Origin of the sequence: Streptomyces sp. MMG1121 (assembly GCF_001280015.1) — a bacterium.
In the GTDB taxonomy this organism is placed as follows: domain Bacteria; phylum Actinomycetota; class Actinomycetes; order Streptomycetales; family Streptomycetaceae; genus Streptomyces.
This window is the reverse complement of record NZ_LGDV01000118.1, coordinates 337,879-350,732: the sequence shown is the minus strand read 5'-3', so window position 1 is coordinate 350,732 and position 12,854 is coordinate 337,879. Positions and strand designations below refer to the sequence as shown.

14 protein-coding genes are annotated in these 12,854 nt (G+C 72.2%); 2 read left to right on the top strand and 12 right to left on the bottom strand.

The window, feature by feature from the left end; genetic code table 11:
* Positions 1-380: 380 nt before the first annotated feature.
* Positions 381-1,379 carry an inorganic phosphate transporter gene (locus ADK64_RS12735; protein ID WP_053658201.1) on the bottom strand — a complete coding sequence of 333 codons (999 nt, stop codon included), beginning with the start codon at positions 1,377-1,379 and terminating at the stop codon, positions 381-383.
* 7 nt (positions 1,380-1,386) lie between these two features.
* On the bottom strand, positions 1,387-2,007 hold the full coding sequence (locus ADK64_RS12730) for a DUF47 domain-containing protein (protein ID WP_053658198.1): 621 nt from the start codon (positions 2,005-2,007) through the stop codon (positions 1,387-1,389).
* Between the two features lie 209 nt (positions 2,008-2,216).
* Between ADK64_RS12730 and ADK64_RS12725 the strand changes: the two genes are divergently transcribed.
* Complete coding sequence (locus ADK64_RS12725) at positions 2,217-2,561, top strand: metal-sensitive transcriptional regulator (protein WP_053658196.1); 345 nt, start codon at positions 2,217-2,219, stop codon at positions 2,559-2,561.
* 21 nt (positions 2,562-2,582) lie between these two features.
* On the opposite strand, the gene ADK64_RS46630 is transcribed toward ADK64_RS12725, so the two are convergent.
* From ADK64_RS46630 to ADK64_RS12685, 9 genes are all read right to left on the bottom strand, one after another.
* Positions 2,583-2,741, bottom strand: coding sequence for a hypothetical protein (locus ADK64_RS46630; RefSeq protein WP_199829591.1), 159 nt, complete (start codon positions 2,739-2,741; stop codon positions 2,583-2,585).
* Positions 2,742-2,842: 101 nt separating this feature from the next.
* Positions 2,843-3,694, bottom strand: a complete 852-nt coding sequence (locus ADK64_RS12720) for a hypothetical protein (RefSeq protein WP_053658194.1) — start codon at positions 3,692-3,694, stop codon at positions 2,843-2,845.
* Between the two features lie 288 nt (positions 3,695-3,982).
* The gene (locus tag ADK64_RS12715) at positions 3,983-4,393 is read right to left on the bottom strand and encodes an NUDIX hydrolase (protein ID WP_053658192.1); all 411 of its coding nucleotides are present in this window, start codon (positions 4,391-4,393) and stop codon (positions 3,983-3,985) included.
* A 31-nt stretch (positions 4,394-4,424) separates the two neighbouring features.
* Positions 4,425-5,555, bottom strand: coding sequence for a CHAD domain-containing protein (locus ADK64_RS12710; protein WP_053658190.1), 1,131 nt, complete (start codon positions 5,553-5,555; stop codon positions 4,425-4,427).
* On the bottom strand, positions 5,536-7,890 hold the full coding sequence (locus ADK64_RS12705) for an RNA degradosome polyphosphate kinase (protein WP_107092971.1): 2,355 nt from the start codon (positions 7,888-7,890) through the stop codon (positions 5,536-5,538). The genes ADK64_RS12710 and ADK64_RS12705 overlap by 20 nt, the downstream gene beginning before the upstream one ends.
* Before the next feature lie 172 nt (positions 7,891-8,062).
* Positions 8,063-8,824 (bottom strand): hypothetical protein, encoded by a 762-nt coding sequence (locus ADK64_RS12700; protein ID WP_053658185.1) that lies wholly within the window; start codon positions 8,822-8,824, stop codon positions 8,063-8,065.
* Positions 8,821-9,840, bottom strand: coding sequence for a hypothetical protein (locus tag ADK64_RS12695; RefSeq protein WP_063789894.1), 1,020 nt, complete (start codon positions 9,838-9,840; stop codon positions 8,821-8,823). Before ADK64_RS12695 ends, ADK64_RS12700 begins: the two co-directional genes overlap by 4 nt.
* The gene (locus ADK64_RS12690) at positions 9,837-10,727 is read right to left on the bottom strand and encodes an ABC transporter ATP-binding protein (protein WP_053658183.1); all 891 of its coding nucleotides are present in this window, start codon (positions 10,725-10,727) and stop codon (positions 9,837-9,839) included. Before ADK64_RS12690 ends, ADK64_RS12695 begins: the two co-directional genes overlap by 4 nt.
* Entirely contained in the window at positions 10,724-11,131 is a 408-nt protein-coding gene (locus ADK64_RS12685; RefSeq protein ID WP_053658270.1) for a GntR family transcriptional regulator, read from the bottom strand. Before ADK64_RS12685 ends, ADK64_RS12690 begins: the two co-directional genes overlap by 4 nt.
* Before the next feature lie 214 nt (positions 11,132-11,345).
* On the opposite strand from ADK64_RS12685, the gene ADK64_RS48635 reads away from it, so the two are divergent.
* Positions 11,346-11,813, top strand: coding sequence for a hypothetical protein (locus tag ADK64_RS48635; protein ID WP_159046223.1), 468 nt, complete (start codon positions 11,346-11,348; stop codon positions 11,811-11,813).
* On the opposite strand, the gene mshD is transcribed toward ADK64_RS48635, so the two are convergent.
* Positions 11,717-12,643: a mycothiol synthase gene (gene mshD, locus ADK64_RS12680; protein ID WP_053658182.1), complete on the bottom strand. Its 927-nt coding sequence runs from the start codon at positions 12,641-12,643 to the stop codon at positions 11,717-11,719. The two genes, ADK64_RS48635 and mshD, sit on opposite strands and share 97 nt — an antisense overlap.
* Between the last annotated feature and the right edge of the window lie 211 nt (positions 12,644-12,854).

The following is a 12,854-nucleotide window of genomic DNA, read 5'->3' as shown; positions in this document are numbered from 1 at the left end:
ACCCCGGCGGGGCTCTGCCCCAACCCTGACTTGGTTCCGCCTCACCCCCGCCGGGCTCCGCCTCCGGTCCCGCCGGGGCTCTGCCCCATCTCTGACGGGGCTCCGCCCCCGACCCTGTCGGACTCCGCCCCCAACCCTGCCGGGCCGGTGCGCTTGGCCGGGCCCCGTTTGGGGGGGGCGATGCTCCTGACCTCGCCGGGGCGACGCCTCCAACGCCGCCGGGGCTCTGCCTCAACCCCGCCGGGCTCCGCCCCCGGTCCCGCCGGGGCTCTGCCCCAACCCCGTCGGCCTCCGCCTCACCCCCCATACAGCAAACCGCCCACCCCTCTCGGCCGGCGTCTCAGCTGGTCGAGGGGGGTGGGCGGAAGGGGAGAGGGGGGTTACAGCACCGTCAGCTTCACCACGCCGAAGGCCGCCGCAGCGACCAGGGCCGCCGCCGGCATCGTGATGAACCAGCCCAGGACGATGTTCTTGGCCACGCCCCAGCGCACCGCGTTGACGCGCTTCGTCGCGCCCACGCCCATGATCGCCGAGGTGATGACGTGGGTCGTGGAGATCGGGGCCTTGAAGAGGAACGCCGTGCCGAACATGATCGACGCGCCGGTGGCCTCCGCCGCGAAGCCCTGCGGCGGGTCCAGCTCGATGATCTTGCGGCCCAGGGTGCGCATGATGCGCCAGCCGCCCGCGTAGGTGCCCAGTGACAGCATCAGCGCCGACACGATCTTCACCCACACCGGGATCGGGTCGCCGAACGTCTCGTGCCCGGAGATCACCAGGGCCATGACCACCACACCCATGGTCTTCTGGGCGTCCTGCAGGCCGTGGCCCAGGGCCATGCCCGCCGCCGAGACCGTCTGCGCGATACGGAAACCGCGCTTGGCCTTGTGCGGGTTGGAGCGGCGGAAGAGCCACATGATGGCCAGCATGACCAGATAGCCGACGATCAGGCCGACCACCGGGGAGAGGAACATCGGAATGATGATCTTGTCCACCACGCCGTTCCAGTGGACGGCGGTACCGCCCGCCAGGGCCGCGCCGACCAGGCCGCCGAACAGGGCGTGGGAGGAGGACGAGGGGAGGCCGTAGTACCAGGTGGCCAGGTTCCAGACGATCGCGCCGATCAGGGCCGCGAAGAGGATGCCCATCCCGGTCCCGCCGGAGGGCGTCTCGATCAGACCCTCGGAGACCGTCTTGGCGACGCCGGAGCCGAGGAAGGCACCGGCCAGGTTCATCACCGCCGCCATCGCCAGGGCGGCCTTGGGCGTGAGCGCGCGGGTCGACACCGACGTCGCGATCGCGTTCGCCGAGTCGTGGAAGCCGTTCGTGTACGTGAAGAAGAGCGCGACCAGAATGGTCAGGATGAGGGCGAAGGTGTCCATCGACGCCTCAGGACTCCTTGACGGCGATGGTCTCCACCGTGTTCGCCACGTGCTCGAACGCGTCCGCCGCCTCTTCCAGGACGTCCACGATCTGCTTGAGCTTGAGCACCTCGATGGCGTCGTACTTGCCGTTGAAGAGGTGGGCCAGCAGCTTCCGGTGGATCTGGTCCGCCTGGTTCTCCAGCCGGTTGACCTCGATCCAGTACTCCGTGAGGTTGTCCAGCGTGCGCAGGTTCGGCATCGCCTCGGCCGTCAGCTCGGCCGCCCGGGCCAGTACCTCGATCTGCTGCTCGACGCCCTTCGGCAGTTCCTCGACGTTGTAGAGGACCACCAGGTCGACGGCTTCCTCCATGAAGTCCATGATGTCGTCGAGGGACCCGGCGAGGGTGTAGATGTCCTCGCGGTCGAACGGCGTGATGAACGAGGAGTTCAGCTGGTGGAAGATCGCGTGCGTGGCGTCGTCACCCGCGTGTTCGGCGGCCCGCATACGCTCTGCGATCTCGGCTCGGGCAGGTCCGTCCGCCCCGAGCAGTTCCATCAGGAGTTTCGAGCCGGTGACGATGTTGTCCGCGGATGCGGCGAACATGTCGTAGAAGCTCGTCTCCCTGGGGGTCAGACGAAAGCGCACAAGGGGTCCTCGGGGTGCATCGGTTTCGGTCAGGCTGATGCTAAGTGCATCATCCGGCCACGGCTAATGGGCCGTCCCCCAGTGTCGCCCATCAGGCACAGTGGTCAGCACGGGGGCGTACCAAGGGCCCCATACCCAGCAAAATTCGTTACCATATACCCAGTAGGGGTATGGACCGCACTGGTGACCGTCGAGATGGAGGGCCCGCGATGACGACGACCGAGGCCGGCGCCCCGGCCCCCGCCGAGGGCACGTGCCAGGACGCCCCCGCCACACACGGGTATCACAAGCGGAAGGACGAGCACCTCAAGCGGCTGCGCCGGATCGAGGGGCAGATCCGGGGGCTGCAGCGGATGGTCGACGAGGACACGTACTGCATCGACATACTCACCCAGGTCTCCGCCTCCACCAAGGCGCTGCAGTCCTTCGCGCTCCAGCTGCTGGAGGAGCATCTGCGGCACTGTGTGGCCGACGCGGCCCTCAAGGGCGGTGACGAGATCGACGCGAAGGTGGACGAGGCGACGAAGGCGATCGGCCGGCTCCTGCGCACCTGAGCCGCTCGGTTCGCTCAGTCCTCAGTCCCCGGGTTCGCGTTCCACCCGGAGCACCTCGTCGATGCTCTCCAGACTGAGCCGGTCCTCGGCGGCCGAGGCCGCGATGATCAGCTCTCCGCACAGCTCGATCTCGGCGAGGGCCACGTGGTCCTGTACCGCCGTGCCGCCGACCGGAGCCACCCGCCTCACCTCATTCCTGCCGTCACCGACTTCCTAGAGTAGGCAGCGCTCTACACACCGCGCATGGCACGGACGGGCTACTTACGGCAGGGCACCCCGGACTAGTGCCCGTCCTCCGCGATCCGGCCCGCGTAGATGTCCCGCGGACGCGGCAGCCGCACGTCGGCCGGGACGCCGAAGTCGTACAGCAGTGTGGTCGAGGCCACCGCCACCGGGGTTTTCTGCAGGCCGTTGACGAAGCTGAAGCGCTGTCTGAGCTTGCGGATCCGGCCCTGGTCGTCGAGGTAGACGTCGAACGGGACCTCGGCCGTGGCGAACCCTTTCGCCGCCGCGGCCAGCGGCGCCCGGTCCGCGGCGGAGGCCCGGCCGGCCGCGGCGGCCAGGTCGGCGGTGCCCCGGTAGTGGCGTACGGGCGTGCCCCCGACCTCGGCCCGGCCGACGTAGGCCGCCGTACGGGCGCCGCGCAGTACCTCGGCCGCCGCGTACGGATCGGTCGCGCCGCCGGTGACCAGGTTGCCGTCCGACACGGTGGCGGTGTCCACCCGCACCCACTTGTCGGCGGGCACGCCCGCGCCCCGGTTCTTCATGAACAGGGCGCCGGGGGCAAGGAGTTCGGTGATGGGCTGGTGCTCGGCGGTGCCCGTGGGGTCCTCGGGCAGCACGACCGTGAGCCGGCCGAGCCGGTGCCGGTAGTCGTAGACCCCCTTGCCGCGGATGGTGACCCGGGTGCCGCCGGTGGCCATCTCCATGGAGGTGGTGGCCTTGGAGCTGCCCGCGCCGCCGAGCGTGTCCGCGGCCCGCCGCAGCAGGGCGACCGGATCGCCGCCGCCCTTGACGTCGTCGGCGGCGGCCCGGCTGTCCGAACAGCCCGTGGCACCCGCTCCGAGGCCCAGCAGGATGCCGACCGCGATGACCGTCCTGCCCGTGTGCCTGTGCTGCTGCCGCCGTTCCATCGCCTGCCTACCCCCAAGCCGGTACGTCCGTCACGGGCCCCCTGTCGTTCCGGTTAACGACGGGTAGGGAGCGCCGTCACGCGCGACGGCGGGCGTACAGAAGGCGTACGGGGGGCGCGGGAGTACCGTTGACGGCGTGGCGCAGCAGGAGGACGGGCCGGAACCGGCCCGACGGGAACACCTCACTTCTACGACGGATCAGGGCCGCTTCTGTCTGGCCCGCTGTACTTGCGGCTGGCGTGGTCCGGCCCGCCGGGCCCGCAGTCAGGCCCGTACGGACGCGGAGGTTCACACGACCAGTCCGTGAAGGGCGTCCTCCACCAGGTCCCGGTCGCGCGGCTGGGTGAGCCGGCCGCGGGCGGACGCGGGGGAGAGCCACAGGATGCGGTCCACCTCGTCGTTCGGCGTGAAGTGGCCGGAAACCGCCTGTGCCGCCCAGTAGCGCACCTGCTTCGGGCGGCCGCCCGCCAGATAGCGCACGGTCGGCAGCTCGGCGCCGGGCTCGGCCGTGTACCCGGTCTCCTCCGCCACCTCGCGCAGGGCGCCCGCGAGCGGGTCCTCGGCCCGTTTGAGCTTGCCCTTGGGGTGGGACCAGTCGTCGTACTTCGGCCGGTGGACCAGACAGATCTCCAGGTCCCCGGCGACCGGGGAGCGGCGCCAGAGCACGCAGCCGGCCGCCTGGACCAAGGTGTCGTTCACACCGCCTCCTCGGGAACGTCCGGCATGGGCTTCAGGGTGCGCTGACGGTCTGCTTCTGCCAGGCCTGCTGGAACGCGAACCTGGCCGCCTCCACCTCGTGCCGCTGGTCGGCGTGGAGCACCCCGAGCGCGTACGCCGTCGCCGGCGCGATGCGCGGGGTGCGCGCCGCCTGCGCCGCCGCCGCGGCGGCCTCCGAGGCGTCCCGGTGCCGGTTCAGCGCCTGACCGGCCGTCAACAGGCGTACGTCGACCGCGGAGTCGCCGGCGTGCAGCACCTCCTGGGCGTACCGGTGCAGGCGCAGCAGCAGCCGGACCTGATGCCAGGGGCCGTCCTGGGGGTGGGGGGACGGGTCCGGGGACAGGCCGTGGACCAGGGCCTCCGCGTTGTAGGGGTGGCCCGCGGTGACCAGGGGAAGCGCACCGATCGCCGCTGTCAGCCGTTCCTCCGCAGCGGCTGCCAGGGGGCGCAGATCGGTGCTCGGCGCGATGAGGGTGAGGGGGACCTCGCTGGCCAGTACGGCGACCTTGTCCGCGACCGCGTGGAAGCGGCTCGACCCCAGTGCCTGCAGGGCGGTCGAGTGGGCCCTCGTCCGGGCGAGGGTGAGCTGGCGCTCCAGCAGCGCGCCCGCTTTCGCCGCGCCCACCGTCAGGTTGCCGCGCTCCGGGGCGGGGCCCGCCGGGGCGCGGGCGCTTTCCAGTACCGCCGCGTCCACCGTCTGGGCGGGGAGCACGGCCGCCCCCGACAGCCGGTGCAGCGCCAGCAACAGCCGCTCCAGGCGCGCCTCGTAGGCGTGCTCCAGGCCCAACGTGCCGGACAGCCACGCCAGTTCGGGGCGCATCGCCTCGGACCAGTCGGGGTCCAGGAGTGGGCGGAAGGTGTGCAGGCTGCCGCTGATGCGGCGGGCCGAGCGGCGCAGGGCGCGCGCCGCGTCGACGGACTGCTCCGCGCCGTTCTCCCCGACGCCCGCGTACTCCCCCACTCTCGACTTCGCTCGAGCGGGGGCACCCCCATGCGCGGGGCCGCTCCCGCCGCCCCCGGTCTTCCGGTGCAGGCGCAGGGCGCGCAGGAACTCCGTGGCCTGGGCGCGCAGATAGGCCGCGAGGGCCTCCCCCGTCGCCACGCCGGCCGTGGGGTCCGTCGGGTCAAGGTGTTGCTGTGCCACGCCGGCGCCTCCGGGCGTCTATGAGCATCTCCTGGACGTTGCGCAGGGGCTGTCCGTCCGTGTCGGTCGCGTGCCGGGTCCACTCGCCGTCGGGGCCGAGGTGCCAGGAGGACGTCGTGTCGGACATCCCGGTGTCGAGCAACCGGTTCAGGGCCGCCCGGTGGGCCGGGTCGACGACACGGACCAGGGCCTCGATCCGGCGGTCGAGGTTGCGGTGCATCATGTCGGCGCTGCCGATCCACACCTCGGGCTCGCCGCCGTTGCCGAAGGCGAACACCCGCGAGTGTTCGAGGAACCGGCCGAGTATGGAGCGGACCCGTATGTTGTCCGACAGGCCCGGGAGGCCGGGGCGGATCGCGCAGATGCCGCGCACCCAGATGTCGACCGGCACGCCTGCCTGGGAGGCCCGGTAGAGCGCGTCGATGACGGCCTCGTCGACCATCGAGTTGACCTTGATGCGGACGAAGGCCGGGCGGCCCGCACGGTGGTGCTGGACCTCCTTGTCGATCCGCGCTATCAGGCCGTCCCGCAGCGACTTGGGGGCCACCAGCAGACGGCGGTAGGTCTCGCGGCGGGAGTAGCCGGACAGCCGGTTGAAGAGGTCGGAGAGGTCCGCGCCGACCTGCGGGTCGGCCGTGAGCAGGCCCAGGTCCTCGTACAGGCGGGCGGTCTTCGGGTGGTAGTTGCCCGTGCCGACGTGGCTGTAGCGGCGCAGGGTCTCGCCCTCCTGGCGGACCACCAGGGACAGCTTGCAGTGCGTCTTCAGGCCGACGAGGCCGTAGACGACGTGGCAGCCGGCCTCCTCCAGTTTGCGCGCCCACTTGATGTTCGCGTGCTCGTCGAAGCGGGCCTTGATCTCGACCAGGACCAGGACCTGCTTGCCGGACTCGGCGGCGTCGATGAGCGCGTCGACGATCGGGGAGTCGCCGGAGGTGCGGTACAGGGTCTGCTTGATGGCGAGGACGTCCGGGTCGCTCGCCGCCTGCTCCAGGAAGGCCTGCACGGACGTGGAGAAGCTGTCGTAGGGGTGGTGCAGGAGCACGTCCCGGGTGCGCAGGGCCGCGAAGATGTCCGGTGCGGAGGCCGACTCGACCTCGGCGAGGTCGCGGTGGGTGCCGGCGACGAACTTCGGGTACTTCAGCTCGGGCCGGTCCAGGGAGTGGATCCGGAACAGGCCGGTGAGGTCGAGCGGGCCGGGCAGCGGGTAGACCTCGGCCTCGCTGATCTTCAGCTCGCGCACCAGCAGGTCGAGCACCTCGCGGTCGATGGACTCCTCGACCTCCAGGCGCACGGGCGGCCCGAAACGGCGCCGCATGAGCTCCTTCTCCAGCGCCTGGAGCAGGTTCTCGGCGTCGTCCTCCTCTACTTCCAGGTCCTCGTTGCGGGTGAGCCGGAAGGTGTGGGACTCCAGCACCTCCATGCCCGGGAACAGCTCCTCCAGGTGCGCGGCGATGACGTCCTCGATGGGGACGTAGCGTCCGGGGCTGCTCTCCAGGAAGCGGGACAGCAGCGGCGGCACCTTCACGCGCGCGAAGTGCTTGTGGCCGCTGACCGGGTTGCGTACGACGACGGCCAGGTTCAGCGAGAGGCCGGAGATGTACGGGAAGGGGTGCGCGGGGTCCACGGCCAGCGGGGTGAGGACCGGGAAGATCTGGTGCCGGAAGAGCGTGAACAGGCGGGCCTGCTCCTTCTCGGCCAGCTCCTGCCAGCGGACGAGGTGTATGCCCTCCTCCGCGAGTGCGGGGGCGACGTCCTCGTGGTAGCAGGCGGCGTGCCGGGCCATCAGCTCGCGCGAGCGGGCCCAGATCATCTCCAGCACCTCGCGCGGCTGGAGTCCGGAGGCGGACCGCGTCGCCACACCGGTGGCGATACGGCGCTTCAGACCGGCCACCCGGACCATGAAGAACTCGTCCAGGTTGCTGGCGAAGATCGCGAGGAAGTTGGCGCGCTCCAGCAGGGGGGTGTTCGGGTCCTCGGCCAGCTCCAGGACACGCTCGTTGAAGGCGAGCCAGCTGCGCTCCCGGTCGAGGAAGCGGCCCTGGGGCAGGGGCGTGCCCTCGTACGGTGCCTCTTCGTAGGCGTCGAGGTCCGCGTCGATGTCGGGTTCCAGGTCGGAGACCGTGGCGGCGACGGTGTGGGGGCGGTGCGCGGCGAGGGAACCCACGGAGGGCTGGGGGTGCTGGACCTGTGCCTGGGCGTCTTGCTGACTCATGACCCCATTCTTCCGCGCCACAGGCGTCACGGGCGCGTCGGAACGGGCGGGCGGGACCGTCACGGTCCCGTTCCGCCCGGGCCCCTCGGGGGGCGGTGAAGACTCTGGCACGGCGGGCTTCATTGGCCGAGCGTCGCAAGCTTGGCTGAATCAATGGTTACGGCGACATGACGTGCGGGATATCGGGGGGAGGCTCCCAGGGGGGAGTGCCCCGAAGAGGTGCGCCGGCTGCGCCATCGGCCACTACGGCCCCGCACCCGCTCGACGACACCGATGCGGCACTCCCGTCGGGTGCTCAGCCGGCCTGCCGCCGCAGCACCGCATACGCCCCGGCGAAGACCACACCGGCCAGCACGACCAGCACCCCGGCGGCAGCCGACTGCAGCGCCCAAAAGCCCGGCAGGACGTCCCGCAGCGGCTTCCACAGCTCCCGCAGATACAGCCGTACGAGCAGCGTGACGCCCAGACCCGCGGTCAGCGCCGGCAGAACGCGCCGCAGGGCCAGCGCAGCGTACGCGCCGGCGGCCAGCGCGAACAACGCCAGTGCGGGCAGCAGCGGACCGCGCGGGATGAACACACGGTCCCAGGTCCAGTTCGTGACCAGGACGTCCTGGTCGGCGCCCCAGACCCGGCCGAAGGCCACGGCGAGGACGGCGCCGCCGGTGAGCAGCGGTACGGCGGCCGCGGTGAGCTTCGCGGTCAGCCAGCGGGCCGGGGACACGGACTGGGTCCAGGCCAGCTTCGCGGTGCCGGACTCCAGCTCGCGGCCGATCAGCGCGGCGCCTGCCCAGGCGGCCACCGCGCAGGGGGTGTAGGAGAGGACCTCGCCGAGGAAGTTCACGACGTTGTTGGTGTCGGTGAACACGAAGTACGTGCAGACCGCGCCCGGCGTGCTGAAACAGGCCCGGTCCCGGGGCGCGGCCGAGAAGTGGACGTAGAGCAGTTCACCGACGGTGAGGACGACGAAGGCGGTCCAGACGAGCAGGGCAGGGCGGTGCAGCCGCAGCAGCGCACGCCGGGCGGCCGGCCGGGCGGGGACGGGGGCGAGGGCGGTCATGCGGGGGCCCCGGTGCCGACGAGCGTGGCCTTGTCCGCCGGGACGACGTGCCGGGTCGTGCGCAGAGCCCCGGTCAGCCGGCGCAGCGCCAGGAAGCAGCCCAGGACGAGCAGTGCGGTGACGGCCAGGATCAGCGCGCTGGTGGTGAGCTGGAGCGGCCAGTAGTGGGAGTAGGGGTGGTAGGAGGTGTAGTAGCCGGAGGCCTTCGCGAAGGCGGCGTCGCACGCCGCGCTCGTGGAGCACTGGGGGAGGGGCAGGTGGCCGCCGGACTTGGCCACCAGACCCTGCTCGACCACGATGCCCGAGCCGACGCCGCCCTGCTTCAGCGTGGTGACGTTGGTGACCGTCGGCCACAGGTGGGGCATCAGCTGCTGGGCCAGGCCCGCGACGCCCGCGGTGATCAGCGCGCCGGTGATCAGCGCGGGCAGGGTACGGCGCCACAGCAGGCCCGCCAGGGCGCCGGCCGCGAGCCCGGCGAGGGCCAGGGCGGCGGCGGTGGGGCCGTTGGCGTGGAAGGTGAACAGGTCGTCCCACTGCTTGGCGGTGTCGATACGGCCCCGGCCCGCGGCCCAGGCGCGGTGGTGCAGCCAGAACAGCAGACCGGTGCCGGTGGCGACGGCGAGCGCGGGGACCGCCAGCCGGACCGTGAGCCAGCGCACCGGGGAGATGCCCTGGGTCCAGGACAGCAGGGCGGTGCCGGACTCCAGCTCGCGGCCGGTCAGGGCGGCGCCGGCCCAGGTGGCCACCAGGAAGGGCAGCAGGTCGAGGACGTAGGTGGCGTAGTTGTACCAGTCCTTGTAGCGCAGGATCGCGGCCTGGTCGTACGTGCACAGGCCCGTGCCGCAGGCGTCGTACTGGCGCCAGCCCTCGGCGGCCGCGTCGGCGAGCGGGCCGGCCAGGGCGATCTGCAGGGCGGCCACGACGATCACCAGGGCGGCGAAGCCGTACACCGCGGGGCGGTGCAGTCGCAGCAGCCAGCGGGTCGTGCGCGGTCGGTGGGCGGTCGGGGCGGTCACGCGGCACTCTCCTCGGGGACGGCCGGAGCGGTGGTGAGGGCGGGGGCCTCGGGATTGCGCAGGTGGGCGAGGACGAGTTCCTCCAGGGACGGCACCGAGGTCCGCCAGTCGCCGGTGACCGGTCCGGCCGGACGGATCAGGGCGGTGAGCTGGCGGCCGGTGGTCCGGGACTCGACCACGGTGTGTGCGCCGAGCGCGGCGGTGTCGGCGGCGCCGCTGACCCTGCGGTGGGCGGCGCGCAGTTCGTCGATCTCCCCGGCGAGCCGGATCCGGCCGTCGCCGACCAGCAGCAGATGGTCGCAGGAGTCCTCCAGTTCGGCGACCACGTGCGAGGACATCGCGATCGTGGTGCCGTACTGCGCGGCCTCCGCCATCAGCGTGCCCATCAGCTCGTGCCGGGCCAGCGGGTCGAGGTCGGCCATCGGCTCGTCCAGGAGCAGCAGCTCGGGCCGCTTGCCGAGGGCGAGGGCGAGCGCGACCCGGGTGCGCTGTCCGCCGGACAGGGCGCGGACGCGGGCCTTGGGGTCGAGGGCGCCCACGACCTTCTCCGCGACGGCCGCGTCCCAGCGCCCGGGGTTGAGGTCGGCGCCCATGAGCAGCGTCTCGGCGACCGTGAGCTGCGGGTAGAGCGGCTTGTCCTGGGCGACGAAGCCGACCCGGGGGCGGGCCTCGGCCGGGGTGGTGCCGAGCACCGTCAGCCGGCCCTCGGTGGGCGGGAGCAGTCCGGCGGCGAGTGCGAGCAGGGTCGACTTGCCGGCGCCGTTGGGGCCGACGACCGCGCACACCCGCCCGGCGGGCAGCCGGAAGCCGCACTCCCGCAGCGCCCAGCCGCCCCGGCGACCGAAACGTTTTCCCAGTGCCTCGGCGGTCAGCGCCGTGTCGGTCATGACGGGTCTCCCTGGAGGTGCTTGTCGAGTGCGGCGAAGTGCTTGTCGAGTACGGCGGTGAAGAGCGCGGCCACGTCGTCCCGGTCCAGCCCGGCCTCGCGGGCCCGGCCGGCCCAGGCCTCCAGCTCGGTGCGGAGTGCGGCGTCGGCCGTCGCGGTGCCCAGCGAGCGCCGTACGAAGGTGCCGAGTCCGCGCCGGGCCTCCACCAGTCCCTCGCGTTCCAGCTCGCGGTACGCCTTCAGGACGGTGTTGGGGTTGATCGCGGTGGCCTCCACGACCTCGCGGGCCGTGGGCAGCCGGTCTCCCGGCTCCAACAGGCCCATGCGCAGGGCCTGTTTGGTCTGCTGGACGATCTGGACGTAGGTGGCGACCCCACTGTGCCGGTCGATGCGGTACTCGACCACGCGTTCCACCACCCTTTCACTAATTGAGTAGTGAAAGGGTGGTGCAAGCCCGGTCCGAAAGTCAAGCGAGGCTGGGTGAACCGGGTCCCGGGTGCTTTTGGCGCTGGTCGTCCCCTGGTGGCGGACCCTGCCCTGGCGGGTGCCGGGGGTGGCCGGTGGCCGGTGGCCGGGGGCGTGCGGTGGGCCGGGGCGCCGGGGGCGGTCGGCCTGGTGCGTGCCGCGGTCCTCGCCTTCGCCCTGGGGCTCGCCTTACTTCCGGACGGCCCCCGCCCGGCACATCACGGCCCCGGTCCCGGCCCGGCGGGCGGTCCGTACCGTGCTGCGGGGCGCTCTCGTGGCGCCCGTCGCGGCCCTGTGGCGGACGGCCGCCCTGCTCCTCGTGCCCGGACCGGACCGGCCGCCCGTCGGGGACGTCACTCCGGAGGCCGGCGCCGCGTTCGTCCTGGCCCTCGCCGCGGCCACGGCCGCCGTGCGGTACCGCGACGACCCGGAGCCCGGCGCGGCCGTCCCCGCCACCCTGCTCGGCGCCGGCGTGGACGCTGTCGTTGCGGGAGCCGCCGCCCCGCCGGGCGGGAAAGGCGTGGCTCAGGTCTCCGTGCGGTACATCAGGTCCGTCTCGTACGTCCCGAACCCCAGCCGCTCGTACACCGCCACCGCGGCCGTGTTGTCGGCGTCGACGTAGAGCATCGCGGTCGGCAGGCCCTCGGCCGCGAGGTGGCGCAGGCCGATCGTGGTGAGGGCCTTGCCGAGCCCGCCGCCCTGCTCGCCGGGCCGCACCCCGAGGACGTACACCTCGCCGAGCTGCTCCTCGGCGTGCACCTTCGTCCAGTGGAAGGCGACCAGCTCCCCGCGCCGCTCGGCCAGGAAGAAGCCGGCCGGTTCGAACCACGGCTGGGCCTTGCGGTCGTCGAGGTCCCGCTGGGTCAGCGAGCCCTGCTCGGGGTGGTGGGCGAAGGCGGCCGCGTTGAGCGCGAGCCAGGCCGTGTCGTCCTTGCCCGGCACGAAGGCGCGCACGCTCACGCCCTCCGGCAGCTTCGGCTCGGGCAGCTCCAGGTCGGTCAACGCCCGCCGCATCTGCCGCAGTTCACGGAACATGCTGAGTCCGAGCACCTGGGCGAGATGCCGGGCGGCGGGGTGTCCGCCGTGCGCCCACACCCGCAGCCGCTTGCCGGAGGCGGCGAGCAGGGCGGCGCCGAGCGCCCGGCCGTGCCCGTGTCCGCGCTGCGCGGGCCGTACGACCAGCTCGGCGGCCGGCGCCTCCACCGGGTCGGTGTCCTCCAGCTGCGCGTAGCCCACGAGTTCGCCGTCGACGGTCAGCAGCAGATGCGAGACGCCCTCCCGGGCCTCCCCGCGCAACTGCAGCCGGCCCTGCTCGGACACCGGCTGCTGCCCGTCGGTCCGGGCCGCCTCGGCCAGCAGCTCCAGCACGGCTTCTGCCTGCGCGGAGGTGAGCGCGGAGTGGGTCTCGATGGATCGGGCGGAGAAGGCCCGTACGGTGTCGTCGCTGCTCATGCGTATGAGGGTACGGGGCGGGCCGGGGGAAGCGCAGGCACCGCGATAAAACCTGTGTGAATACTTCCCGGTTCCGAAATTCCCCTGTGAATTGCTCACAGGGGTATTTCATTGAGGTCTCATCGGAATTGGCTTTTCTCGGCCCGCGCGTCCCGTAATGTTTTCCATGTCGAAAGCGAAAAGCGCGGACGGCGCAGAAAAGAAGCGAACA